The 23391-nt window shown below is 63.1% G+C and carries 25 protein-coding genes; 14 read left to right on the forward strand and 11 right to left on the reverse strand.

From position 1 onward, the window contains the following. Positions 1-16: 16 nt before the first annotated feature. The 5 genes from B015_RS0109245 to B015_RS0109265 are packed head-to-tail and all read right to left on the reverse strand — an operon-like array spanning position 17 to position 4211. On the reverse strand, positions 17-1510 hold the full coding sequence (locus B015_RS0109245) for a class I adenylate-forming enzyme family protein (protein WP_018427408.1): 1494 nt from the start codon (positions 1508-1510) through the stop codon (positions 17-19). Between the two features lie 4 nt (positions 1511-1514). Beyond that, positions 1515-2303, reverse strand: coding sequence for a thiamine pyrophosphate-dependent enzyme (locus B015_RS0109250; protein WP_018427409.1), 789 nt, complete (start codon positions 2301-2303; stop codon positions 1515-1517). Next, positions 2300-3376, reverse strand: a complete 1077-nt coding sequence (locus B015_RS0109255; protein ID WP_018427410.1) for a thiamine pyrophosphate-binding protein — start codon at positions 3374-3376, stop codon at positions 2300-2302. Before B015_RS0109255 ends, B015_RS0109250 begins: the two co-directional genes overlap by 4 nt. Beyond that, the gene (locus tag B015_RS0109260; RefSeq protein ID WP_018427411.1) at positions 3376-3633 is read right to left on the reverse strand and encodes a 4Fe-4S dicluster domain-containing protein; all 258 of its coding nucleotides are present in this window, start codon (positions 3631-3633) and stop codon (positions 3376-3378) included. The genes B015_RS0109255 and B015_RS0109260 overlap by 1 nt, the downstream gene beginning before the upstream one ends. Next, positions 3630-4211: a 2-oxoacid:acceptor oxidoreductase family protein gene (locus B015_RS0109265; RefSeq protein ID WP_018427412.1), complete on the reverse strand. Its 582-nt coding sequence runs from the start codon at positions 4209-4211 to the stop codon at positions 3630-3632. The genes B015_RS0109260 and B015_RS0109265 overlap by 4 nt, the downstream gene beginning before the upstream one ends. A 146-nt stretch (positions 4212-4357) precedes the next feature. Between B015_RS0109265 and fdxA the strand changes: the two genes are divergently transcribed. Further along, positions 4358-4693, forward strand: a complete 336-nt coding sequence (fdxA, locus tag B015_RS0109270) for a ferredoxin FdxA (RefSeq protein ID WP_018427413.1) — start codon at positions 4358-4360, stop codon at positions 4691-4693. A gap of 3 nt (positions 4694-4696) precedes the next feature. On the opposite strand, the gene B015_RS0109275 is transcribed toward fdxA, so the two are convergent. Continuing rightward, positions 4697-5398: a TetR/AcrR family transcriptional regulator gene (locus tag B015_RS0109275; RefSeq protein ID WP_018427414.1), complete on the reverse strand. Its 702-nt coding sequence runs from the start codon at positions 5396-5398 to the stop codon at positions 4697-4699. 280 nt (positions 5399-5678) lie between these two features. On the opposite strand from B015_RS0109275, the gene B015_RS0109280 reads away from it, so the two are divergent. The 4 genes from B015_RS0109280 (at position 5679) to B015_RS0109295 (ending at position 8860) form a co-directional block, all read left to right on the forward strand. After that, entirely contained in the window at positions 5679-6437 is a 759-nt protein-coding gene (locus B015_RS0109280; RefSeq protein WP_018427415.1) for an SDR family oxidoreductase, read from the forward strand. A gap of 60 nt (positions 6438-6497) precedes the next feature. After that, positions 6498-7019: a CoA-binding protein gene (locus B015_RS0109285; RefSeq protein WP_018427416.1), complete on the forward strand. Its 522-nt coding sequence runs from the start codon at positions 6498-6500 to the stop codon at positions 7017-7019. 144 nt (positions 7020-7163) lie between these two features. Continuing rightward, a complete protein-coding gene (locus B015_RS0109290) occupies positions 7164-8447 on the forward strand; it encodes an O-acetylhomoserine aminocarboxypropyltransferase (RefSeq protein ID WP_018427417.1) in 1284 nt (427 codons plus the stop codon). A 68-nt stretch (positions 8448-8515) separates the two neighbouring features. Then, positions 8516-8860, forward strand: coding sequence for a cupin domain-containing protein (locus tag B015_RS0109295; RefSeq protein WP_018427418.1), 345 nt, complete (start codon positions 8516-8518; stop codon positions 8858-8860). A 17-nt stretch (positions 8861-8877) separates the two neighbouring features. On the opposite strand, the gene B015_RS0109300 is transcribed toward B015_RS0109295, so the two are convergent. After that, a complete protein-coding gene (locus B015_RS0109300; RefSeq protein WP_018427419.1) occupies positions 8878-9477 on the reverse strand; it encodes a methyltransferase domain-containing protein in 600 nt (199 codons plus the stop codon). 139 nt (positions 9478-9616) lie between these two features. Here B015_RS0109300 and B015_RS0109305 point away from each other — a divergent pair, with 139 nt between their 5' ends. From B015_RS0109305 to B015_RS0109320, 4 genes are all read left to right on the forward strand, one after another. Continuing rightward, the gene (locus B015_RS0109305) at positions 9617-10249 is read left to right on the forward strand and encodes an ATP-dependent Clp protease proteolytic subunit (protein WP_018427420.1); all 633 of its coding nucleotides are present in this window, start codon (positions 9617-9619) and stop codon (positions 10247-10249) included. 299 nt (positions 10250-10548) lie between these two features. Then, positions 10549-11823, forward strand: coding sequence for an ATP-dependent Clp protease ATP-binding subunit ClpX (gene clpX, locus B015_RS0109310; protein WP_018427421.1), 1275 nt, complete (start codon positions 10549-10551; stop codon positions 11821-11823). A 306-nt stretch (positions 11824-12129) separates the two neighbouring features. Continuing rightward, positions 12130-14544 (forward strand): endopeptidase La, encoded by a 2415-nt coding sequence (lon, locus tag B015_RS0109315; protein WP_018427422.1) that lies wholly within the window; start codon positions 12130-12132, stop codon positions 14542-14544. A 194-nt stretch (positions 14545-14738) separates the two neighbouring features. Next, on the forward strand, positions 14739-15011 hold the full coding sequence (locus tag B015_RS0109320; protein ID WP_018427423.1) for an HU family DNA-binding protein: 273 nt from the start codon (positions 14739-14741) through the stop codon (positions 15009-15011). Positions 15012-15103: 92 nt separating this feature from the next. Here the strand turns inward: B015_RS0109320 and B015_RS0109325 are convergent, their stop codons facing one another. From B015_RS0109325 to B015_RS0109340, 4 genes are all read right to left on the reverse strand, one after another. Then, positions 15104-15523, reverse strand: a complete 420-nt coding sequence (locus B015_RS0109325; protein WP_157632704.1) for a DUF6636 domain-containing protein — start codon at positions 15521-15523, stop codon at positions 15104-15106. 174 nt (positions 15524-15697) lie between these two features. After that, positions 15698-16792, reverse strand: a complete 1095-nt coding sequence (locus tag B015_RS0109330; protein ID WP_018427425.1) for a Xaa-Pro peptidase family protein — start codon at positions 16790-16792, stop codon at positions 15698-15700. A gap of 78 nt (positions 16793-16870) precedes the next feature. Beyond that, entirely contained in the window at positions 16871-18466 is a 1596-nt protein-coding gene (locus B015_RS0109335; protein WP_018427426.1) for an ABC transporter substrate-binding protein, read from the reverse strand. Next, positions 18463-19116, reverse strand: a complete 654-nt coding sequence (locus B015_RS0109340; protein WP_245262308.1) for an XRE family transcriptional regulator — start codon at positions 19114-19116, stop codon at positions 18463-18465. The genes B015_RS0109335 and B015_RS0109340 overlap by 4 nt, the downstream gene beginning before the upstream one ends. Positions 19117-19345: 229 nt before the next feature. On the opposite strand from B015_RS0109340, the gene B015_RS0109345 reads away from it, so the two are divergent. From B015_RS0109345 to B015_RS0109365, 5 genes are read left to right on the forward strand one after another with little or no spacing between them, the layout of a single operon-like run. Continuing rightward, positions 19346-20338 (forward strand): ABC transporter permease, encoded by a 993-nt coding sequence (locus B015_RS0109345; RefSeq protein WP_018427428.1) that lies wholly within the window; start codon positions 19346-19348, stop codon positions 20336-20338. After that, positions 20338-21243 (forward strand): ABC transporter permease, encoded by a 906-nt coding sequence (locus B015_RS0109350; protein ID WP_018427429.1) that lies wholly within the window; start codon positions 20338-20340, stop codon positions 21241-21243. The genes B015_RS0109345 and B015_RS0109350 overlap by 1 nt, the downstream gene beginning before the upstream one ends. After that, entirely contained in the window at positions 21240-22070 is an 831-nt protein-coding gene (locus B015_RS0109355) for an ABC transporter ATP-binding protein (protein ID WP_018427430.1), read from the forward strand. The genes B015_RS0109350 and B015_RS0109355 overlap by 4 nt, the downstream gene beginning before the upstream one ends. After that, on the forward strand, positions 22067-22810 hold the full coding sequence (locus B015_RS0109360; protein ID WP_018427431.1) for an ABC transporter ATP-binding protein: 744 nt from the start codon (positions 22067-22069) through the stop codon (positions 22808-22810). Before B015_RS0109355 ends, B015_RS0109360 begins: the two co-directional genes overlap by 4 nt. A gap of 53 nt (positions 22811-22863) precedes the next feature. Continuing rightward, positions 22864-23370 (forward strand): GAF domain-containing protein, encoded by a 507-nt coding sequence (locus B015_RS0109365; RefSeq protein ID WP_018427432.1) that lies wholly within the window; start codon positions 22864-22866, stop codon positions 23368-23370. Positions 23371-23391 lie beyond the last annotated feature (21 nt).

Genomic DNA, 23391 nt, shown 5'->3' on the forward strand with positions numbered 1-23391 from the left:
GGGTTGAAAATCCGTGTCAGTGCATTTGCAGGACCAACTCCCTGACCCGCGAGCGCATGATCTGTCCGGTTGCCGGCGTCTTCGGCAGCTCGTCGACGGCGACGATGCGGCGCGGATGTTTGAAGGCCGCCAGCGATTGGCCGAGATGGTTGCGGACGGCGTCGAGGCTTGGGCATTGGCCGGGCTGGTCGAGCACGACGGCAGCGCAGACCAATTCCCCCCACACAGGATCCGGCAGGCCGACGACTGCGACGGAGCGGATGCCCGGACAGCCGGCGAGCGCCAGCTCGACCTCGGCAGGCGCCACCGTCTCGCCGCCCGAGCGGATGACCTCGCGTCGACGGCCGGTGATCGTCAGGAAACCTTCCTCGTCGGCTTCGGCGAGATCGCCGCTGCGGTACCAGCCGTCGACGAACACTTCGGCCGTCTGCTCCGGCAGCTCGAAATAGCCGTCCATCATGCTTAGCGAGCGCAGTTGCAGTTCGCCGTCGACGATACGCGTCTCGTTGCCGGGCAATGGCAGGCCGACGCAGCCCGGCTTGCGGTCTATGTCGGAATCGTTGAGGCCAAGTGCCGCGCCAAATTCGGTCGAGCCGTACATCGCCGCCCGATAGGCGCGGGGGAAGCGTTCGCGGATACGGTCCATCAGCACCGGATCGAACCGCGACGTGCCCGACGCCGCTGAGCGCACGACAGATCCGTCGAAGGCGACGTTGGAGGCGAGCAACCGTTCCCAGATCGCCGGGATGCAGTAAAGGAACGCCGGTTTCCAGCGGTCGATGGCGCGGGCGAGCATGTCGCCGTCGGGGCGGCTGACGAAATGGGCGGCACGCCGGTGCGCCCAGTTTTCCATCAGATAGTTCCAGCCGGCCCAGTGGAACATCGGAAAGGTCATCAGCTCGCCGCGGCCACCCGAGGTGACGAAACGCGAGGCGCCGAGATACGAGCGCAGCCAGCTCGCCTTGTGCGAAACAACCACACCCTTTGGCAGGCCGGTGCTGCCGCTGGTGAGGAAAATGGCGTGGGTGTCTTCTTCCGAGACACCGAACTCGGGCAAGGGGGCCGCGCTCGCCTTGACCGCGAGGGCATCGAGATTGACGCCTGCTGTTGCCGTTTCACCTGCTCCAAGGATGGCGACCGCGATGTCGGCGAGCGACGTCCCGAAATTGCCGGCGTTCTGGCGCGCCGGATCGAGCACCAGAAGGTCGGGGCGAATATATGCGGCGATGGGCCTGATTTCCTCGCGCGACAGCGCCGGGTTCAGCGGCACGAAGGCAGCCCCGAGCCGTTGGGTGGCGAAATAGAAGGCGAGATGGTCGAGCGCCATCTCCGCCTGGAATAGGACGCGGCTGCCGCGCTTGATGCCGAGCGACTGCAGCGCCCGCGCCATCGCGTTTGCTGCCTTGTCGACCTCGGCGAAGGTCACCGTGTGTTCGTCCAGCGACGCAGCCAGCGCGTTGGGCGTCGAGCTGACGGCGAGGTCGAGGATGCGATGGGTCAGACGCAGCATTGCTTCATTCCGCAGCCGAAATGTCCTTGATCTCGCCCAGCGGATAGGTTTTGCCGAGCGATTCCATCATGTAGTCGGCTCCACCAGAGGCGGGCACGAACCAACCGGTCGGGCACATGGTCAGGATCTCGACAAGGCTGAGCCCTTTCTTTTCCATCTGCCGCTGGAAGCCTTTGCGGATCAGCCGCCGCGTGGCGGCGATGGAAGCCGCGTTATGCACTGAGCCGCGCGCCACATAGGCCGAGCCGGGCATGGCAGCCACCATGTCGCCGATGACGATCGGATGGCCGTGATAGGCGGCGTCACGACCTTCCAGCGTGTTCTTGGTGCGCTGGCCGATGACTGAAGATGCGGTCATCTGGCCGCCTGTGTCGCCGAAAACGCCATTGTTGAGCAGGATGCAGGTGATGTTTTCGCCGCGCGCCGTGGCGTGCAGGATCTCAGCCAGGCCCTCGCTGGTCATGTCGCCATCGCCCTGCAATGTCCAAACGGCAACCTCCGGGCGCATGCGCTTGAGGCCGGTGGCAACAGCTGGGGCGCGTCCGTGAAGGCAGAGCGTGGAGTCGACGTCCATCGTCATGATGAAGGAGCCGTAACAACCGTGCCCGATGATCGATACGTTCTTTTGAGCTAGGCCGAGCTCCTCGATCACTTCAAGCACGAGGCGGATGGCCACCGGTTCGCCGCAACCGGGGCAGAGGTGGTGTTCTTCCGTCTGCAGCAAAGTCGGCTTGAACGCAGCCACCTTGTTGCTCGGCGCCTCGGGCGGGCGCGTGGTCATCACGATGCTCATTGGCTGGCTCCATTGACGGCTAGCTCGATGCGTTCGCGGATCACCGTCGCATCCATGAGGGGGCCGAGGTTCAGGCCGGACTCGTCGAAGCTGACACCGCCGATGGCCTTGACCAGCTTGCGGTCGCGCACGTTGAGCCTGACGTCGTCGATCATCTGGCCGGCGTTGAGTTCGAACACCAGCACGCGCTTGCAGTCCTGCGATGCCGCTTCCAGCGCGTCACCCGGGAAAGGCCACAGAGTGATCGGCCTGAAATAGCCAACCTTGTGGCCGTCGGCGCGCATCTCTCGCACCACATGTTCGACGAACTTGCCGCCGGAGCCGAAGGCCACGACAAGCGTCTCTGCGTCCTCGACGAAACCCTGCTCATGACGCGCCTCGACTTCGGCGATGGCGTCGAACTTCGCGGCGATCCGCTCCCAGTGCTTGCTCGGGCCGGGGCCGGGGTCGTTGGTCTTGCCGCAGCCGAAGGTCCAGATCTGCCGCGACTTGCCGGTGCCGCCAGAGGTGCCGTCGAGCTGCCAGTCCTTGGGTGGCAGCGGCTCGAGGTCAAGCTGGGGCAGCGTCGTTCCCATCTGCGTGCGGGCAAGCAGATTGTCGCCCATGAAGATGACCGGTACCCGGTATTTGTCGGCGAGGTGGAAGGCGAGCTGGGCGTGTTCGACCGCCTCGTGCAGGTCTTTGGGCGCCAGCGTGATGGTGCGGTAGTCTCCCCAGCCGCCACCGCGGGTCGCCTGGAAATAGTCCTGCTGGTTGCGCGCCATGTTGAAGATGACGACAGGCGTCTCGTTGAGCGCGGCTTCGGCAATCGCCTCCTGCATCAGCGCCAGGCCCTGGCCGCAGGAGCCGCTGGCGGCGCGGAAGCCCCCCGCTGCGGCACCCAGCGCCATGTTGACGCCCTCGATCTCGGTCGCCGCGTTGATGCAAACACCGTCATGGTGCGGCAGCTTCTCGGCCATGTATTCGAGAAGCTCGGTCGCCGGCGACATCGGATATCCGGCATAGAACCGCAGGCCCGCCTGGATCGCTGCCTCGACGATCGCTTCGCTGCCGTCCATCAAGCGCATCGTCATCACTGCATCCTTTCGGCGTCCGAGCCCGAAACGATCGGCTCGTGGTACTTGTAGACTTCGAAGACGAAGTCGGGGCAGACCTGCTGGCAGGCAGTGCAACCGGTGCAGCCGGGCGAGAGTTCGGGATAGAGATAACCTGTCGCATTGCCTGTCCTGGACATGGTCAGCACCCGGGGAGGGCAGGCGACGATGCAGAGTTCGCAGCCCTTGCAGCGATCGGCATCGATGACGAGTGTGCCGCGCGTGACCTGTCTCATGCGACCTCCCGTGCGTCGAAGTCGACGGCGAAGGCCAACGGCGTGACAGCGGCCGCCCCTGCGCGGATCGCCCGCTCATTGGCGTCGATGTGCTGGCGGCGATAGGACGGGATCTGCTCGGCCATGGCAGCCACGGCGCTGTCGATCTTCACCGCGCCGGTCAGGGCCGCGAAGGCGCCCAGCATCACCATGCCGGCGGCCATGCGGCTGCCCTGTTCGGTGGCAATCGCTGTGGCCGGCAGCTTGACCATCCGGTGCCTTTGCATGTCGGGCAGGTCGGCGGCGATTGTCTCTTCGGCGAGCACCAGCGAGCCGGGCCGCAGCCGCGAGCCGACACGCTCCCAGAACAGGTGCGACATGGCGATGGCTGAGCCGGCATGCGGCAGGATCGGCAGCGCCTTCAGCGGTTTGGCGCCAATGACAACAGTGCCTACCGAACTGCCGCCACGCATATGGCCGCCATACTCGCCGGCAAGCATCACATGTCTGCCGTCCCTGATGGCAGCAAGCGCCAGCGACTTGCCGACAAGCTGGATGCCCTGGCCGCCGATGCCAGAAATGAAAAGGTCGAGTTCCAACTAACCCCTCCCGGTTACTCGTGGCCCTAGAGCTACGGGCATCCGGTCCCGGGCGCAAGACATTTTTTCTACTCCAACAAGAAATTTCCTGTTGAAGTGTAAAAAATGTTCGCTAGCTTCCGGCCACCGCTTTGGAGGGATGACAAATGGCCTATGTGGTGACCGACGCCTGTGTGCGCTGCAAATTCACCGACTGCGTGGCGGTCTGCCCGGTCGATTGCTTCCATGAGGGCGAGAACATGCTGGTGATCGATCCCGAGGTGTGCATCGACTGCGGTGTCTGCGAACCCGAGTGCCCGGCCGACGCCATTCTCGCCGACACCGACCCACGCGCCGCGAAGTGGCTGAAGATGAACAAGGATTATGCGGCCAAATGGCCTGTCATCTCGGCCCAGCTGCCGCCGCCTGAAGATGCCGATGCGTTCAAGGGCCTCGAAGGAAAGCTCGAGACTCATTTCTCGCCGAAGGCGGCAGCGCGCTGACCGTTATGACGTCGGTTGGCCGCGTGGGGACATGCCGTCGAACAGGATGTCGAGGATCTGCACCGCCAGGTCTGTCGGCGTCAGTGCACCCGGCCGGTACCATTCGCGGGTCCAGATCAGGGTGCCCTGAAGCACCTGGTTGGCGAGCGACACATTTATGCCCGACCTCAATTCACCCGCCTCGGCCGCCGCCGCCATCAGGTCGCGCCAGATCTTGTTGGTCTCGTTCAGCAGGCCGAAATGCCTGTCGCGCACGTCCTGAGGGATCTGGTTGATGACGTTGCCATGGGCGGCGATGTAGTCGAGCTTCGTAAGCGTCGTGTTGAGATAGGTGATCGCGGCCGCCTCGATACGCTCGCGATAGCGCGCCTCGGGCGGCATCTGCTGCAGCGTTGCCAGAAGCCTGATGTGCAGTTGCCGGGTCAGGCTGTTGATCATCTCCTCGACCAGCACGTCTTTGGTCGGGAAGTGATAGCGAAGCGCCGTCACATGCAGGCCGATTTCGTCCGAGATATCGCTGAGCTTGGTCAGCTGGTAGCCCTTCTGGGCAAACACCTTGGCAGCGGCGTCGAGGATCTTTTCCTGCACGCCTTCGGTCTTGCGGCTCGGCTTACGGCCCGAAGCGTTGCGAGCAGTGCGGTTGAGCTCGCGCACCGCACCTTCGGCCTCCGGCATCGCCAGTTCTTCCGGTTCGTTCGATGTCATCTTCCGCACATCCGAGCCTGCCTGTTCGCCCGGCCTATCTTCGCTATTCCCAGTCATTTGTAACGTGCCTCCGTGCCTTCAAACCACAGCTTTCCCATCCGTGGCTTGCCATCCGGCGCCGCCTCCTGCTGTCGCAGGACCGGCAATGGAATGCGGCTTCGTCGGGCATTCAGATTCGGTACCATGGCGACGCGGACTGTCAGTGCAAGGTAATTTTCTGCTTGAGCATGAAATTTTTGCGGATAGGTTTGCCCGCGAGGATTTTCAGGGAGCCTAAAAAATGTTCGATCTCGGTCTGAAGGGGCGCCGTGTGGTCGTTGCCGGCGGCAGCAGGGGGTTAGGCCTGCACACCGCACTCGCTTTCGCTGCGGTCGGCGCTTCGGTCTCGATCTGTGCACGCGGCGCGGCCGACCTGGAAATGGCCCGAGGCCGCATTGCCGCGCATGGTGTCACCGCCCATGCCGGGCTGTGCGACCTCGCCGACCTCGGCTCGATAGAGGCCTATGTCGCCGATGCCGCCACAGCCCTTGGCGGCATCGACATCCTGGTCAACAACGCCACCGGCAAGGCGAGTTCCGGCGCGGAGGACGATTGGGCCGCGAGCCTCGGCATCGATGTGCTTGCCACCGTGCGTGTTTCCCGCTCCGCCCAACCTCATCTTGAAAAGGGCACCAATCCGGTAATCGTCAACATCTCGTCGCGCACCGCCTTCGCCGCAGCACCGATGACGCCAGCCTATGCGGCGGCCAAAGCTGCAATCATGCATTTCACCCGCTCGCAGGCAGCGGCGCTGGCCAGGAAAGGAATTCGCGCCAACTGCGTCGCCCCCAGTTCGCTCGAATTCCCAGGTGGCTGGTGGAACAAATGCCGCGTCGACAATCCCGACCTCTACACCAGGACGCAGGCAAGCTTCCCCTTCGGACGCTTCGGCACCCCAGAGGACATCGCCCGCGTCATCCTCTTCCTGGCGTCGCCGCTGAGCGGCTGGATCACTGGCCAGACCCTGCTCGCCGACGGCGGCCAGACGCTTGCCGCCTGACGCGTCGGTTTGCGCGACAGCCTGAAAGGCGGTATCCGGAACCGTCGAGCGAGGACGGCTATGAACCACGATGCCTATGACGATGCCTATGTCGCCGAGATATTGAACACGGTCAGGACGATCGCGGTGGTGGGGGCCTCGGCCAACGACGTCAGGCCGAGCTACTTCGTCACTAAGTACCTGATCGACAAGGGTTACGAGGTCTTTCCCGTCAATCCCGGCCATGCCGGCAGGGAGATCCTCGGCCGCATGACCTATGCCAGCTTGGCCGACATTCCTGTCGCCATCGACATGGTTGACATCTTCCGTGCCGCAAGCGCGGTGCCGGCGATCATCGATGAGGTGCTGAACCTCGATCCGCTGCCCAAGGTCGTCTGGATGCAGCTCACCGTCCGCAATGACGAGGCCGCGGCGAGGGCGGAGGCGGCGGGCATCAAGGTGGTGATGAACCGCTGCCCCAAGATCGAATATGCCCGCCTTGCCGGCGAAATCGGCTGGACGGGTGTCAATTCAGGCGTGCTGTCGTCGAAGCGCCCGGTCATGCGCCAGGGTTTCCAGAGCTTCGGCATCCGCGCAAAATAGTCTGTTTTCGCACGGCCACTTCGGCCGCCGCGCAAATTATGTCTGTTGTTGCAGGCGGTTGTGAAATTTTCGTCTTTGCTTTCCGCCGCGGCCTTCGCCAAAGATGTCAGCCGATTTGACTGACCTGTTCTTTGGAGGAAAAAGATGTCCCAGCGCACCCCGGGCTTCAACACGCTCGCCGTCCATGCCGGCGCCAAGCCCGATCCGGCCACCGGCGCCCGTGCCACGCCCATCTATCAGACGACGTCCTATGTGTTCGACAACGCCGACCACGCGGCCTCGCTGTTCGGGCTCAAGGCCTTCGGCAACATCTACACCCGCATCATGAACCCGACGCAGGCCGTGCTCGAGGAGCGCATCGCCGCGCTCGAAGGCGGCACGGCGGCGCTCGCCACAGCATCTGGTCATGCCGCCCAGATGCTGGTGTTTCACAATCTGATGCAGCCCGGTGACAACTTTGTCGCAGCAAACAAGCTTTATGGCGGCTCGATTAACCAGTTCGGTCATGCCTTCAAGAATTTCGGCTGGGAGGTCCGCTGGGCCGACACCGGTGATATCGCAAGCTTCGAAAAGCAGATCGACAGCAAGACCAAGGCCATCTTCATCGAGAGCCTGGCCAATCCCGGTGGCACCTTCGTCGACATCGACAAGATCAGCGACATCGCCCGTAGGCACGGCCTGCCGCTGATCGTCGACAACACGCTGGCGAGCCCCTATCTCATCCGTCCGATCGAACATGGCGCCGACATTGTCGTGCACTCGCTGACCAAGTTCATTGGCGGCCACGGCAATTCGATCGGTGGCGTCATCGTCGACGGCGGCACCTTCGACTGGTCGAAGTCGGGCAAATACCCGATGCTGTCGCAGCCGCGCCCCGAATATGGCGGGGTGGTGCTGCACGAGACCTTCGGCAATTTTGCCTTTGCCATTGCCGCGCGCGTGCTTGGCCTGCGCGACCTCGGCCCAGCGATCTCGCCCTTCAACGCCTTCCTGATCCTTACCGGACTTGAGACGCTTCCGCTGCGCATGCAGCGCCATTGCGACAACGCGCTCACCGTCGCCGGCTGGCTCTCCGACCACCCCAAGGTTGCATGGGTGGCCTATCCCGGCCTCAAGAGCGACAAGAACCATGCGCTGATGAAGAAATATTCGCCGCAGGGCGCAGGCGCCGTCTTCACCTTTGGCCTCAAGGGCGGCTACGAAGCCGGCGTCAAGTTCGTCGAGGGATTGGAGCTGTTTTCGCATCTCGCCAATATCGGCGACACCAAGTCGCTGGTCATCCACCCGGCCTCTACGACCCACCGCCAGCTCTCCGACGAGCAGAAGGTGGCGGCGGGCGCCGGCCCCGATGTGGTTCGTCTCTCCGTCGGCATCGAAGATGTCAGCGATATCATCGCCGACCTCGAGCAGGCGCTGGCCAAGGCCTGATCGGCCGTGCAAGAGTTGGACCCCGGCAGTTTCGCGCTGCCGGGGTTTTTCATGTCTGGAGCAGGATCTTGGCGAATTTTCTGACCATCGACGTCAACGGCATCGAGCCGGAAGCCGGAGCGCCGGCCGAAGGGCGGCTGATCTCGGGCGATCCGAAATTCCGCACCTGGAACGCCGAAGAGGCCGATGGCGGGCTTTATGCCGGCATATGGGAATCGACGCCAGGCAAGTGGCGCATCGAATATGACGAATGGGAGTTCTGCCACATCCTCGCGGGCGTCTCGGTGATTGCGGAAGACAGCGGCGAAGCCCGCACAGTGCGCGCCGGCGACAGTTTCGTCCTCAGGCCCGGCTTCAGGGGAAGCTGGGAAGTGCTCGAGACGACCCGCAAGGAATATGTGATCCGGCTGTAGGGCCGGCGGCGACGGGGCTAGCTGTCCTTCGTCGCCAGCACATAGAGCCAGTCTGTCGGCAGCCCGTCATAGCCGCCGCCGGCAGCTTCGCCGATTTCCACATTCTGCCAGCCAACGTGGCCATAGGCGCCGGACAGCCATTCGGCCGATGGATAGTTGTAGTAACGACCGAAGCCGTCGCGGCCTTCGGCGGTGCCTGCCTTGTAGCTGGCGTAGAAGACGCCGTCTGGCCGCAGCGCAGCTTGTATTCTGGCGATGATGCCGGGCAGGTCGACGCGCGGCACATGCAGCAGGCAGGCGTTCGCCCAGACGCCATCGTAGAGTTCGTGTCCGTCGATGTCGCCGAACAGCAGCACCTCGACCGGCCGCCCCAGTCGCCTGGCTGCTGCAGCGGCCATCTCGGGCGTGCCGTCCGACGGCGTGACGTCGAAGCCGAGCGCAATCATCGCCTCGCTGTCCTGGCCCGCGCCGCAACCAAGCTCCAGCACCTTGCCGCCGAGGGGCAGGCGCTCGACGAAACGTTCGAGCCGTTCGGTTGCCGGCTTGCTGCGTGACGTATAGGCATCCGCTTCAATCCCGTAGAAGCCGATGGTCGCATCGTCCCGGGCTTCGCTCATTGTCTCGTCTCCCTCGCTTATGCAGGCTTGCTTGCACATCTTGCGCAATGGCAAGGCGGCATCCTATTTACAGGGCAAAGCCTCTGAACCGATTCTGCCCGTCCGGCGCTGGAATCCCATCTCGATAAAGGGATAGTCGATGAAGAACCCCGTCGAAACATACATGAACCTCGTTCCGATGGTGGTCGAGCAGACCAATCGCGGTGAGCGGGCCTATGACATCTTCTCGCGCCTGCTCAAGGAGCGCATCATCTTCATCACCGGTCCGGTCGAGGATGGCATGGCGACGCTGGTCTGCGCCCAGCTTCTGTTCCTCGAAGCCGAGAACCCGAAGAAAGAGATCAACCTCTACATCAATTCGCCCGGCGGCGTCGTGACCTCGGGCATGGCGATCTACGATACCATGCAGTTCATCAAGCCGGCGGTCTCGACGCTCTGCATCGGCCAGGCGGCTTCGATGGGATCGTTGCTGCTCTGCGCCGGCCACAAGGACATGCGTTTTGCCACGCCGAACGCCCGCATCATGGTGCACCAGCCTTCCGGCGGCTTCCAGGGGCAGGCGTCCGACATCGAGCGCCACGCCCAGGATATCGTCAAGCTCAAGCGTCGCCTCAACGAGGTCTACGTCAAGCACACGGGCAAGGACTACGAGACCATTGAACGGACGCTCGACCGCGATCATTTCATGACCGCCGACGAAGCGCGCGACTTCGGTTTGATCGACAAGGTCATCGAAAGCCGTGACGTTGCCGAGGGTGCCACGGCTTCGTGATTGGACGCTGCGACCTGCATACGAGGTCACATCTCGCATTTTTGAGATGCCTTGCGGCATTTCGGACACAATTTGCTGTTCCCTCGGCGCTTGCGGCAGCCTACGTTAAGGCTGCGTTGAGTTTCGACGGCTTAGCGTCGTCCGTGGGTGCCGCGAATCGTTGCAGCGACTTCTGGAATGTGTGTTGTACGGATTTCGTTGCGGCGGCCTGGGATGGCGGTAGCGGCGTCCGTCGTTAGATTGCATATGCGTCACTGGCCAGGCGACCGGCAGGACGGCTGTGAAAGGACTTGGACACGATGAGCAAGGTCAGCAACGGCGGCGGCGACTCCAAGAACACGCTCTATTGCTCGTTCTGCGGCAAGAGCCAGCATGAGGTACGCAAACTCATCGCCGGCCCGACCGTCTTCATCTGCGACGAGTGCGTCGAACTGTGCATGGACATCATCCGCGAGGAGAACAAGACCTCGATGGTGAAGTCGCGCGAAGGCGTGCCCACCCCGCAGGAGATCCTCAAGGTACTGGACGACTATGTCATCGGGCAGCCCCACGCCAAGCGCGTGCTGTCGGTGGCCGTCCACAACCACTACAAGCGCCTGGCTCATGCCGGCAAAAGCAACGACGTCGAATTGGCGAAGTCGAACATCCTGCTGATTGGCCCGACGGGCTGCGGCAAGACGCTGCTCGCCCAGACGCTCGCCCGCATCATCGACGTGCCGTTCACCATGGCTGACGCCACGACGCTGACCGAAGCCGGTTACGTTGGCGAGGATGTCGAAAACATCATCCTCAAGCTGCTCCAGGCTGCCGACTACAATGTCGAGCGGGCCCAGCGCGGCATCGTCTACATCGACGAGATCGACAAGATCAGCCGCAAGTCGGACAACCCCTCGATAACCCGCGACGTCAGCGGTGAGGGCGTTCAGCAGGCGCTGCTCAAGATCATGGAAGGCACCGTCGCTTCCGTGCCGCCGCAGGGCGGCCGCAAGCACCCGCAGCAGGAGTTCCTGCAGGTCGACACCGCTAATATTCTGTTCATCTGCGGCGGCGCCTTTGCCGGCCTCGACCGGATCATCTCCGACCGCGGCCGCAAGACCTCGATCGGCTTCGGTGCCACCGTTGCTTCGCCGGAAGATCGCCGCACCGGTGACCTGTTCCGCCAGGTTGAGCCTGAAGATCTGCTGAAGTTCGGCCTGATTCCCGAATTCGTCGGCCGTCTGCCCGTCCTGGCGACGCTCGAGGACCTCGATGAACCGGCGCTGATCCAGATCCTGACCGAGCCGAAGAACGCGCTGGTCAAGCAGTACCAGCGCCTGTTCGAGATGGAGAATGTTGACCTGACGTTCCACGAGAACGCTCTGTCGGCGATCGCCAAGCGCGCCATCGAGCGCAAGACCGGCGCCCGCGGCCTGCGTTCCATCATGGAAGCGATCCTGCTCGACACCATGTTCGAGCTTCCGGCGCTGGAAGGCGTACAGGAAGTGGTGATTTCGGAGGAAGTGGTGACCGGCAGCGCCCGGCCGCTCTACATCTACTCCGAACAGAAGGAAAAGAAGGGCAACGTCAGCGCCTGAGGGCTTGGCAAACTGCCTGCCGCTTCGTGAACGCGCGATGCGGCGATACGGACTACCGCTCCAGCGAACGGCGCCCCAGCGGCGCCGTTCCGCATTTTGGGGCTTCAGGGAAACGTGTGCCAAACCTGTTGGGGATTGGCCTTGATGTTTACCCGGCGAAGCTCCAACTAACGGAGATGAGGCGATGGGTTATGTTCCGTGCTCTAATGCACCGCGCGGTAATCGGCGGTAGGCGGAACCGTCCATGGTCGTTAATATGAGATTCGCGGCTGGCGCTTGCGCGGCTGCGATATGAAAGGTTGGACAATGGCCAAAATATCCCGCTCTTCCAGCGAAGGAACCTTCGCGGTCCTGCCGTTGCGCGACATTGTCGTGTTCCCGCACATGATCGTCCCGCTTTTCGTGGGGCGTGAAAAGTCGATCAAGGCTTTGGAAGAGGTAATGGGTCAGGAAAAGCAGATCCTGCTTGCGACCCAGATGAATGCCGCCGACGACGATCCCGAGCCGGATGCCATCTATGACATCGGCACGCTCGCCAATGTGCTGCAGTTGCTGAAGCTGCCCGATGGCACCGTCAAGGTGCTGGTCGAAGGCACAACGCGTGCCAAGATTCAGTCCTTCACCGACAAGCCCGACTTCCACGAGGCCCACGCTCTCATCCTGAGCGAACCGGAAGAGGAGGCAGTCGAGGTCGAGGCGCTTGCGCGTTCGGTGGTTTCCGATTTCGAAAACTACGTCAAGCTGAACAAGAAGATTTCGCCCGAGGTGGTTGGCGCAGCCGGCCAGATCGAGGACTATTCCAAGCTCGCCGATACGGTCGCTTCGCATCTCGCGATCAAGATCACCGAGAAGCAGGAAATGCTTGGCACGCTCTCCGTCAAGGAGCGGCTGGAAAAGGCGATGGGCTTCATGGAAGCCGAGATCTCCGTCCTTCAGGTGGAAAAGCGCATCCGTAGCCGCGTCAAGCGGCAGATGGAGAAGACCCAGCGCGAGTACTATCTCAACGAGCAGATGAAGGCGATCCAGAAGGAGCTCGGCGAGGGTGAGGACGGCCGTGACGAGGCTGCCGAGATCGAGGCGCGCATCAAGAAGACGAAGCTGTCCAAGGAGGCCCGCGAAAAGGCGGAGGCCGAGCTGAAGAAGCTTCGGACGATGTCGCCGATGTCGGCAGAATCCACTGTCGTGCGCAACTACCTCGACTGGCTGCTGTCCATTCCGTGGGGCAAGAACTCCAAGGTCAAGCAGGACCTGAACTTTGCCCAGGAGGTGCTCGACACCGATCATTTCGGTCTCGACAAGGTCAAGGACCGCATCGTCGAGTACCTGGCCGTGCAGAGCCGCCAGAAGAAGCTCAAGGGCCCGATCCTGTGCCTCGTCGGTCCTCCCGGCGTTGGCAAGACCTCGCTCGGCAAGTCGATCGCCAAGGCGACCGGCCGCGAGTTCATTCGCATGGCGCTCGGCGGCGTGCGTGACGAGGCCGAGATCCGCGGTCACCGCCGCACCTATATCGGCTCGATGCCCGGCAAGGTCATCCAGTCGATGAAGAAGGCGAAGAAGTCCAACCCGCTCTTCCTGCTCGACGAGATCGACAAGATGGGCCAGGACTTCCGCGGCGACCCGTCGTCGGCGCTGCTCGAGGTGCTCGATCCGGAACAGAACGCAACGTTCATGGATCACTATCTCGAGGTTGAGTACGACCTCTCGAGCGTGATGTTCGTGACGACGGCCAATACGCTGAACATCCCTGCGCCCTTGATGGACCGCATGGAAATCATCCGTATCGCCGGCTACACCGAGGACGAGAAGGTTGAGATCGCCAAGCGGCACCTGATGCCGAAGGTGGTTCGCGACCACGCGCTCCAGCCCAAGGAGTTCTCGGTCTCGGAAGATGCGATCCGTGCCGTCATCCAGACCTACACTCGTGAAGCGGGCGTGCGCAGCCTCGAGCGCGAGCTGATGAAGCTCGGGCGCAAGGCCGTGACCGAGATCCTGAAGACCAAGAAGAAGTCGGTGAAGATCACATCGGCCAATCTGGACGAGTATCTCGGCGTGCCGCGCTATCGTCACGGCCAGGTCGAAGGCGAGGATCAGGTCGGTGTCGTCACCGGTCTGGCCTGGACCGAGGTTGGCGGCGAGCTGCTGACCATCGAAGGCGTGATGATGCCGGGCAAGGGCCGCATGACGGTCACCGGCAACCTGCGCGACGTCATGAAGGAGTCGATCTCGGCCGCGGCATCCTATGTCCGCAGCCGTGCCCTCGACTTCGGCGTCGAGCCGCCGCTGTTCGACAAGCGCGACATCCACGTGCATCTGCCGGAAGGTGCGACGCCGAAGGATGGTCCGTCTGCCGGCACCGCGATGGCCACCGCCATCGTCTCGATCCTCACCGGTATCCCGGTCAGGGCAGACGTGGCGATGACGGGCGAGATCACGCTGCGTGGTCGCGTGCTGCCGATCGGCGGCCTCAAGGAGAAGCTGCTTGCAGCGCTTCGCGGCGGCATCAAGAAGGTGCTGATCCCGGAAGAGAACGCCAAGGACTTGGCCGACATTCCGGAAAACGTGAAGAGCGGCATGGAGATCATCCCGGTCAGCCGCATGGGCGAGGTCATCAAGCACGCCCTGGTGCGCCAGCCAGAGCCGATCGAATGGACCGAGCCGGTCGATGTTCCGGCGGCCAAGCCGGACGCTTCTGAGGATGTCGGCGCGAGCTTCGCTCATTAAGCTGCACCTTAAGTTGCACTGCAAACAAAAAGCCGGACTTCGGTCCGGCTTTTTTCATGTGAAAAACCCCGGAATTCCGGGCTTTTTTCGATTTTTGGGGCCTTTTAGACTTGGTTGTGGCGGAAGCTTTTTCTAAAGTCCTCCTCCTACCGGCTGAGTCTTATGTCCCGGTTTTCTCATGGAAGGGAATTTGAATGAACAAGAACGAACTAGTGTCCGCTGTCGCCGAGGCTTCCAAGCTCTCCAAGGGCGATGCGCAGTCCGCTGTTGATGCGGTGTTCTCCGTCATCACCGGCGAACTGAAGAACGGCGGCGATGTCCGGCTTGTCGGTTTCGGAAATTTCACCGTGTCAAAACGCGCGGAGTCCACTGGCCGTAACCCGCAGACGGGCGCGGAAGTGAAGATCCCGGCCCGCACGGTCCCGAAGTTCTCGGCCGGCAAGGGCCTGAAGGACGCGGTCAACTGATCGCTGCCTTCCAGAATTGATTGAAAAGCCGGGCTTGCCCGGCTTTTCTTTTTTTGACGGCCGGCAACCTGTGCCGCGACTGCTTCGGCCGCTCAGTTGACTTCGGTCCTGGTCTTGCTGATGAAGAAGCCGTGGCCGTCGTTGCGGGTGCAAGTCAGCCCGGCTTTTGCCGACGTACAGGTGAACGGACCTTTCCTCCAGCTGTTGCCGTAGTCGAGCGTGTGCGTGCCATCGCAGCATCCGGTGTCGCCGACATTTTGGTAACGCTTGGCTTTCCCCGCCTTGCCGAGGATGAACCTCTGGTAGGTCGGCTCGATGCGGTCGCAGCCGAGTTCGGGGCCGCCATCCTCGGGCATGTAGACGTCCGATCCGCCTGATGGCGTGTACTGGCAACCGACATTGCCTGAGGGCATGTTGAAGTAGATCAGGCCGCCATCGGCCGGAAAGGTCTGTTCCGCGGCGTTCGCTTGTAATGAGATCAACGCCGCTGTCGCCAAGAGAAAAGAACGCACCGCCCCCTCCGCGCAATGTTCCGGCTCCTGACCGCGACGATACCACCCGCGCCAGGAAAATGAATGGCCTGCTTGTCACATCGTCCGTCGTTGCGGGGGCAGGTGGGGGCATTGCGCCAAAGAAAAAGGGCCGCGGTTGCGGCCCTTTCCTTGTTCGATTGGAGTGGCGAAGGCTCAGGCTTCGACCAGGAATGCCTCGCGCGGCAGGTCGGACAGCACTTCCGCGCGGTTGCCGCGCAGGATTACGATCTCCTCGAGCCGCAGGCCGAAGCGGCCCTGCAGGTAGATGCCGGGTTCGATCGAGAACACGTTGCCTTCCTGCAGGATCGTTTCCGACGTGCCGGTGATGTAGGGCTGCTCGTGAATGTCGATGCCGAGCCCGTGGCCGGTACGGTGCAGGAAGTTCGGGCCGTAGCCGGCGGCGGTGATGACGTCGCGAGCGGCCTTGTCGACTTCCTTGGCGGCAACGCCGGGCTTGGCGGCGGCGATGGCTGCCTGCACAGCGCGCTCCAGCACGCTATGCACCTCGTCGAAGCCCTCAGGCTTGTCACCGAACACCCCGACACGGGTCATGTCGGACGGGTAGCCGTCCTTGCGGCCGCCGATGTCGATCAGCACGGCTTCATTGGCCTTGAGCTTGCGGTTGCCGGTGTGGTGGTGCGGGAAGGCGCCGTTCTCGCCGAAGCAGACGCTGGCGAACTCGGCGGTGGCACCGTTGGCTGCGAAGAAGTCGCGGATCGCCTTGGCCACTTCCAGCTCGGTCACGCCTTCCTTGAGGGCGGCGAAACCTGCCTTCATGGCGCCGTCGTTGAGCACGGCGTTCATCTTCAGGAGCGCATACTCGGCCTCGTCCTTCTTGCCGCGCAGGAAGCTGACCGTGTCGTTGAGGAAGCTGCGCTTGACGCCGGGCAGGGCATCGAGGGCAAGCAGCGCGAAATCGGCGCGCATGGTCTCGTCGAGGGCTACCGAGACGTCGCCATCCTTGGCGCCGCAATCGGCGAGCAGCTGCGACAGCGCTGCCTGCGGGCCGTCTGCGTCGGCCCAGGGGTAAAAGGGCAGCTTGGTGTGGGGACGCTGGCTGTCGGCGTTCAGAACTGGCATCAGGAAGCCCGCGTGCTTCCGCGACACGATCAGCATGACCGGGCGCTCGTCGCCATGGGGCGACATGCCCGCGAGCCACACCAGATGCGACGAGGGTCCGACGATCACGAGGTCGGTTCCCGTCTCAGCCATGCGTTCGCGCAACCGCGCCATCCGCTCTTCGTACATTGTCTTTGCCTTCTAGGATTGTGCGTGGGGTAAGGAAAAGGGGCCGCCCTTGCGAGCGGCCCCGGGTCGTCTGCCTGGTCAGTTCTTCTTGACGAGGCGGTAGTAGACGAAGTCGGAGGTTGCGCCGTTGACGTAGCCCTCGACGTTCTTGGCGCGGGCCACCTGGGTGGCTGCCTGGAACATGATGACGATCGGCGACTTCTCCTGCACCTTCTTCTGCAGATCGACATACATGGCGCTGCGCTTTGCCGGATCGGCTTCGGCGAGAGCTGCCTTGGTCTCCTTGTTCAGCTCTTCCGGCACTGCCCAGCTGTTACGCCACGTGGTGGTCGACTGGTAGTTTCCGTCAGAGTTGTCGGTGTTGTAGGCGAAGGCCTTGGCGTTGGAGTGCGGGTCCATGAAGTCAGGCCCCCAATACAGAAGCATCGCCTCATGCGTGCGGGCACGGTACTTGGTGATCACCTGCGAGCCGGTGCCCGGGATGATGTCGAAGTTGATGCCGGCTTCGGCAAAGCTTGCCTGCAGCGACTGCGCCATGTCGGTGAACGGCGTCGAGTTGATGACGTCGAGCGTCACCTTGATCGGCGTCTTGATGCCGGCATCGGCCAGGATCTTCTTGGCCTTGGCGGGATCGTAGCTGTAGGGCGTCTCGTCGAGCGAACCGGGGAAGCCCTTCGGCCAGAAGGCCTGGTGCGTCTGCATCTGGCCCTTGAGGAAGGTGTCGGTCATACCCTTGTAGTTGACCAGGTAGCGGGCGGCGTCCCACACGGCGGGCGGCGTCAGCGTCTCGGTCTTCTGGTTGAACGACAGGAAGTGCACGGCAGCCTGCGGATAGGTCTCGGTCGCCACCTTGTCGTTGCCGGCAAGCGTCGCGATCTGGTCCGACGTCAGGTTCTTGGCCATGTCGACGTCGCCCGACTGCAGCAGCAGCTGCTGGGTCGCAGCTTCGGCGACGTGACGGATGATCACGCCCTTGATCGCCGGGGCGCCGTTGAAATAGTCGGCGTTGGCGGTCAGGTTGATCAGCTCGCCCGGACGGAAGGCCTTGAGCGCGAACGGGCCAGTGCCTGCCGAGTTCGACTTCAGCCACGCGTTGCCCATGTCGCCATTGGCTTCGTTGGCCTGCAGCGTCACTGCGTCGACGATCGAAGCCGGACGGGCTGCGAGCACGTTGAGCACGAAGGCCGACGAGAAGTCGCCTTCATACTTCACCACTACCTTGTTGCCGTCGGCAGTGACCATCTTGTCGTAGTTCTCGGGCGTCCAGCCGAGCTGCGTCAGAATGAAGGCAGGAGCCTTGTTGAGGGTGATGACGCGCTTCCACGAATAGACCACGTCCTCGGCGCGCAGCGGGTTGCCGGAAGTGAACTTGACGCCGTCGCGCAGCGTGAAGGTGATGGTCTTGTTGGCGTCGTCGGCAGCCCATTCCTTGGCGAGGCCGGCGGCAAGCGTCTTGGTGTCGACGGCGTCATACTGCACCAGGCGATCGTAGGTCTGGGCGACATATTCGCCCGACGAGAACTCGTAGGCCTCGGCCGGGTCGATGCTGACGATGTCGTCGATGTTCTGCGCCACGACGAGCACATTGGCCGGCGTCGCCGCCAGGCTGGCCTGCGGCATCATCGGCATAGCCAGGGCTGCGGCGAGCAGCGCGGCCTTGAACATTTTGGTCATTTTCTCTCCTTTTTGGTTCCCAATGTCTTTGTCTCGGCCCTTGAACCGCGTAGGGCCGGATGCTCCGTGCGTGACCTGAACATCGGCAAGGTGCCGGTCCAGAGCATGCGCGCGAACTTGTCGGTGTCGTTCGACCAGGAGTGCGGACGGTTGCCGCGGAAATGCAGGCTGTCTCCGGCCGAAAGCACCATTTCGTCGTCCTCGAGGCGCTGGGTGATCTTGCCTTCGAGGATGAACAGGATTTCCTCGCCTTCGTGGCTGACGGTCTCGGACCGGTAGCCGGGCGGAACGTTGAGGATGAAGGACGACAGCACGTTGCCGGTGAAGTCGGCGGCGATGCGCTCGTAGATGATCGAAGAGCCGTCGACCGAGAAGCGGTTGCGCTGGTCGGCGCGGGTCAGCCCATCTTCCATCGAGGGGGTGGCGATGAAATAATCCACAGCCACGTCGAGGCTGCGTGCCAGCTGGGCGAGGGTGCCGAGGGAAGGGGTGGCATGGTCGCGTTCGACTTGGCTGAGATAGCCCACGGAAATGCCCGCGGCGTCGCACAATTCCTGCAGTGTCATCGACAGCTGCCGGCGGCGAGCACGGATCAGTGCGCCCACCTTTGGTTGGCTCGCCATCGCGGTCTTGCTGGCCTCCGAGGACACGCTCAATTTTGCTCCCATCAAAATTTTTTTGATCTAAGCAAAATTATTTGTATAGTCCAAGCAGAATTTTGCTGGACAGAAAACATCCGTGCCGCATCAGCGGTGCGGCCAATGTGGTAGGAACCGACACCGCGTGGCATCAGAAACCGACTCCGCCGTACAGGCGCTTCCAACAGGGCCCGGCGGCTCGTCGCGCAATGCGCGGCACGCCTGGAAAACGGCAAAGGGGGTGCTTGGCGTCCTTGCTGCCGTTGCATTCACCTTCCTGGGCCTTTTGGCCATCACCTTCTTCATCGGCCGCGTGGTGCCAATCGACCCGGTGCTCGCCGTCGTCGGCGACCGCGCGCCGCGCGCCGTCTATGAGGCCGCCCGCATCGAGATGGGCCTCGACAAGCCGCTGATCGTGCAATTCCTCCACTATGTCGGCAACGTGCTGACGGGAGATCTCGGCATGTCGGTTTCGACCGGCAGGCCCGTCGCCGAGGATCTGGCCCGCGTCTTCCCGGCAACGCTTGAGATGGCGACGTTGGGCATCATCATCGGCGTGCTCATGGGCGTGCCGATGGGCGTTTATGCCGCCAGCCGGCAGGGCAGTCTCCTCGATCAGGTCATCCGTGTCGTCGGCCTGCTCGGCTATTCGGTGCCGGCCTTCTGGCTTGGCCTCGTCGGTCTTGCGCTGTTCTACGCCAAGCTGCAATGGGTCGGTGGCCCCGGCCGCCTCGATATCTTCTATGACGGCATGGTCGACCCGGTGACCGGCCTGATCCTGATCGACAGCCTGCTTGCCGGCGAAACCGAGATATTCTTCAACGCTTTCTCGCACATCGCGCTGCCTGCGGCCGTGCTCGGCTTCTTCAGCCTGGCCTACATCGCCCGCATGACGCGTTCCTTCATGCTCGACCAACTGGCGCAGGAATATGTCACCACCGCCCGCGTCAAGGGCGTGTCGGAGCGGCTGGTGCTGTGGCGTCATGCCTTCCGGCCGATCCTCGTGCCGCTCATCACCGTCATCGGTCTGTCTTATGCCGGCCTGCTCGAGGGCTCGGTCATGATCGAGACCGTCTTCTCCTGGCCCGGCATCGGCAACTACCTGACGACCGCGCTGCTCAACGCCGACATGAACGCCGTGCTCGGCTCGACGCTGGTCATTGGCGCGGTCTTCATCGGCATCAACAAGATTTCGGACGTGCTTTACCGCGTCCTCGACCCGAGGGCACGCTGATGGCGACCACCCGCGACTGGCTTCTCGACGATTCGCCGTCCTCGCGCCTGCAGGCGCGCCTTGGCCGCAGCTATCGTCTTTCGCGCTCCTTGATGCGCAATCCCCTGGCCGTGGTCGGCGCGATCATCGTGCTGGCCCTGATCCTGGTCGCGCTGTTTGCGCCCTGGATCGCCACGCATTCGCCCATCGGCCAGGACCTTGCCAACCGGCTCAAGCCACCGAGCGCCGAAAACTGGATGGGCACTGACGAGCTCGGCCGCGACATCTGGAGCCGCGTCGTCTACGGCGCACGCATCACTTTGATGATCGTGGCGCTGGTGGCGGTGCTCGCGGCCCCCGTCGGTCTGATCGTCGGTGCTGTCGCTGGCTATTTCGGCGGCTGGACCGACCGCATCCTGATGGGCATCACCGACATCTTCCTGTCGATGCCGAAGCTGATCCTGGCGTTGGCCTTCGTCGCGGCTCTTGGGCCCGGCATCCAGAACGCCATTATCGCCATCGCCATTGCCACCTGGCCCGGCTATGCCCGCATCGCCCGAGCCGAGACGCTCACCATCCGCAACTCCGAGTTCGTCTCCGCGGTCGAGTTGCAGGGGGCTTCGCCCTTGCGCGTCATCGTCAACCACATCTTGCCGCTCTGCACCTCGTCGATGATCATCCGTGTCACACTCGACATGGCCGGCATCATCCTGACGGCGGCCGGCCTCGGCTTCATCGGTCTCGGCGCCCAGCCGCCGCTGCCGGAATGGGGCGCGATGATCTCGCGCGGCCGCTCCTTCATTCTTGACCAGTGGTGGGTTGCGACCATGCCCGGTTTCGCCATCGTCATCGTCAGCCTCGGCTTCTGCTTTCTCGGAGACGGCCTGCGCGATGTCCTCGACCCCAAACATGGAGACCGCCAATGAGCGCGCTCCTGGAAATCGAGAACCTGCGCGTCACGTTTCCGACGGCGCGCGGCCCGGTGGACGTGGTCAAGGGCCTATCGCTGACGCTCGGCCGCGAGCGTCTCGGCATCGTCGGCGAAAGCGGTTCGGGCAAGTCGATGACCGGCCGCTCGATCCTGCGGCTGATCCGTGCCCCCGGCAGGGTCACAGCCGACAAGCTGCGCTTCGATGGCATCGACCTGCTCGCCCAGTCGGAAAAGCAGATGCGCGCCGTCAGGGGCGCACGCATCTCCATGGTCATGCAGGACCCCAAGTTCTCACTGAATCCGGTCATGACCATCGGCGACCAGATCGCAGAGGCGCTTCTGACGCACCAGAAGCTTGCCCGCGCCGACATCAGGGGCCGCACGCTGGCCATGCTCGAGGCGGTGCGCATCAACGATCCCGAGCGTGTGCTTGGCCTCTATCCGCACGAGGTTTCGGGCGGCATGGGCCAGCGCATTATGATCGCCATGATGCTGATCCCCGAGCCGGACCTGCTGATTGCCGACGAGCCGACCTCGGCGCTGGACGTTTCGGTCCAGGCACAGGTGCTCGAGATCATCGACGACCTCGTCAAGCGCAAGGGCATGGGCCTGATCCTGATCAGCCACGACCTCGATCTGGTGTCCACCTATTGCGACCGCATCCTGGTGATGCGGGGCGGCGAGGTGGTGGAGGAGTGTGCTGCCGGCGAACTCCGCAACGCCAAACATCCCTACACGCGCGGCCTGCTCGCCGCGATCCCGCGTCTTGACGAAGATCGCGAGGAGCTTCCGGTCCTGCAACGCAACGAGGCTTCGACATGAGTGCGCTGAAGATCGAACACCTCGACATCTCCTACGGCGATTCGAGGGTCACCCACGACATCAGCCTTTCGGTCGCCGAGGGCGAGAGCTTTGCGCTTGTCGGCGAGAGCGGCTCGGGCAAGACCACCGTGCTCAAGGCCATTGCCGGCATGGCAAGGAGCTGGACCGGCTCCATCACCGCCTTCGGTCACGCCCGCACACCCGGTATCGACCGCGGCTTTGCCCGCCAGTGCCAGATGGTGTTCCAGGACCCCTATGGCTCTCTGCATCCGCGCAAGACAGTCGACGCAACGCTGAGCGAGCCGCTGGCCATCCATGGCATCTCCGACAATGGCGAGCGCGTCGACGAGGTGATGCAGTCGGTCGGCCTCGACCGCCGCTTCCGCTTCCGCTTCCCGCACCAGCTGTCGGGGGGGCAGCGTCAGCGCGTGGCGATTGCGCGCGCGCTCATCCTCAAGCCTAAGTTGCTGTTGCTCGATGAGCCGACGTCGGCGCTCGACGTGTCGGTGCAGGCCGAAATCCTCAACCTGCTCAAGCGCCTGCGTCGCGAGCAGGGGCTGACCTATCTCATGGTCACCCACAATCTCGCCGTCGTCTCCTTCCTCTGCGACCGTCTGGCCGTCATGCGCCATGGCCGGATTGTCGAAGTAGCCAACGTCGACCAGCTCAAGCGCGGCGCGCTGGAGACCCCCTATTCGCGCGAGCTGATCGAGTTCAGCGCGTCTCACGCCAAGGCTTGAAACCCTTGACGCTCCCAAACTGAAGTCCCAAGACCTGAAATATCGAGGTAATCATGACTGACACTGCATTCGCCGAGGCGCTGGCCGCCTTCGATGCCGCCATTGCGACCACGACCGAAGTCAAAGGCGTGTGGAAGGCTCTTGAGGCGCTGGCCGACGTTGTGGTCGGCGCCAAGCTCTTCACCGTCATGAAGCTCGATTGGGCCAAGGACCTTTCGGGCCGCACCTATACCAGCCATCCGGACGCCTATCCGGTCTCCGGCACCAAGCCGATCAACCGCACCCATTGGTTCGACACGATCCACGTCCAGCGCAAGCCCTTCGTTGCCAACACAATCAAGGACATCGCCGACGTTTTCCCTGATCACGAGACGATCTGGTCGCTTGGCTGCGGTTCGGTGCTCAATTGGCCCGTCTTCGTCGGCGACACCATGCTCGGCACGGTCAATATGCTGCACGAGGAACACTACTACACGCCCCAGCGTGTCGAAGCCGCCAACCACCTGTCGCTGGCCGCCAAGGCTGCCTTCCTGGCCGTGGAACACATCGAGCGCCGCTGAGGCGCTCCAGCACCGCAGGCG

This window comes from Hoeflea sp. 108 (genome assembly GCF_000372965.1).
Lineage (GTDB): Bacteria > Pseudomonadota > Alphaproteobacteria > Rhizobiales > Rhizobiaceae > Aminobacter.

Bases quoted from the DNA above. Each gene is read 5' to 3' on its own strand.
- B015_RS0109245 (WP_018427408.1), bottom strand. From the start codon at position 1,510: ATGCTGCGTCTGACCCATCGCATCCTCGACCTCGCCGTCAGCTCGACG.
- B015_RS0109250 (WP_018427409.1), bottom strand. From the start codon at position 2,303: ATGAGCATCGTGATGACCACGCGCCCGCCCGAGGCGCCGAGCAACAAG.
- B015_RS0109255 (WP_018427410.1), bottom strand. From the start codon at position 3,376: ATGACGATGCGCTTGATGGACGGCAGCGAAGCGATCGTCGAGGCAGCG.
- B015_RS0109260 (WP_018427411.1), bottom strand. From the start codon at position 3,633: ATGAGACAGGTCACGCGCGGCACACTCGTCATCGATGCCGATCGCTGC.
- fdxA (WP_018427413.1), top strand. From the start codon at position 4,358: ATGGCCTATGTGGTGACCGACGCCTGTGTGCGCTGCAAATTCACCGAC.
- B015_RS0109275 (WP_018427414.1), bottom strand. From the start codon at position 5,398: ATGACATCGAACGAACCGGAAGAACTGGCGATGCCGGAGGCCGAAGGT.
- B015_RS0109280 (WP_018427415.1), top strand. From the start codon at position 5,679: ATGTTCGATCTCGGTCTGAAGGGGCGCCGTGTGGTCGTTGCCGGCGGC.
- B015_RS0109285 (WP_018427416.1), top strand. From the start codon at position 6,498: ATGAACCACGATGCCTATGACGATGCCTATGTCGCCGAGATATTGAAC.
- B015_RS0109290 (WP_018427417.1), top strand. From the start codon at position 7,164: ATGTCCCAGCGCACCCCGGGCTTCAACACGCTCGCCGTCCATGCCGGC.
- B015_RS0109300 (WP_018427419.1), bottom strand. From the start codon at position 9,477: ATGAGCGAAGCCCGGGACGATGCGACCATCGGCTTCTACGGGATTGAA.
- B015_RS0109305 (WP_018427420.1), top strand. From the start codon at position 9,617: ATGAAGAACCCCGTCGAAACATACATGAACCTCGTTCCGATGGTGGTC.
- clpX (WP_018427421.1), top strand. From the start codon at position 10,549: ATGAGCAAGGTCAGCAACGGCGGCGGCGACTCCAAGAACACGCTCTAT.
- lon (WP_018427422.1), top strand. From the start codon at position 12,130: ATGGCCAAAATATCCCGCTCTTCCAGCGAAGGAACCTTCGCGGTCCTG.
- B015_RS0109320 (WP_018427423.1), top strand. From the start codon at position 14,739: ATGAACAAGAACGAACTAGTGTCCGCTGTCGCCGAGGCTTCCAAGCTC.
- B015_RS0109330 (WP_018427425.1), bottom strand. From the start codon at position 16,792: ATGTACGAAGAGCGGATGGCGCGGTTGCGCGAACGCATGGCTGAGACG.
- B015_RS0109335 (WP_018427426.1), bottom strand. From the start codon at position 18,466: ATGACCAAAATGTTCAAGGCCGCGCTGCTCGCCGCAGCCCTGGCTATG.
- B015_RS0109350 (WP_018427429.1), top strand. From the start codon at position 20,338: ATGGCGACCACCCGCGACTGGCTTCTCGACGATTCGCCGTCCTCGCGC.
- B015_RS0109355 (WP_018427430.1), top strand. From the start codon at position 21,240: ATGAGCGCGCTCCTGGAAATCGAGAACCTGCGCGTCACGTTTCCGACG.
- B015_RS0109360 (WP_018427431.1), top strand. From the start codon at position 22,067: ATGAGTGCGCTGAAGATCGAACACCTCGACATCTCCTACGGCGATTCG.
- B015_RS0109365 (WP_018427432.1), top strand. From the start codon at position 22,864: ATGACTGACACTGCATTCGCCGAGGCGCTGGCCGCCTTCGATGCCGCC.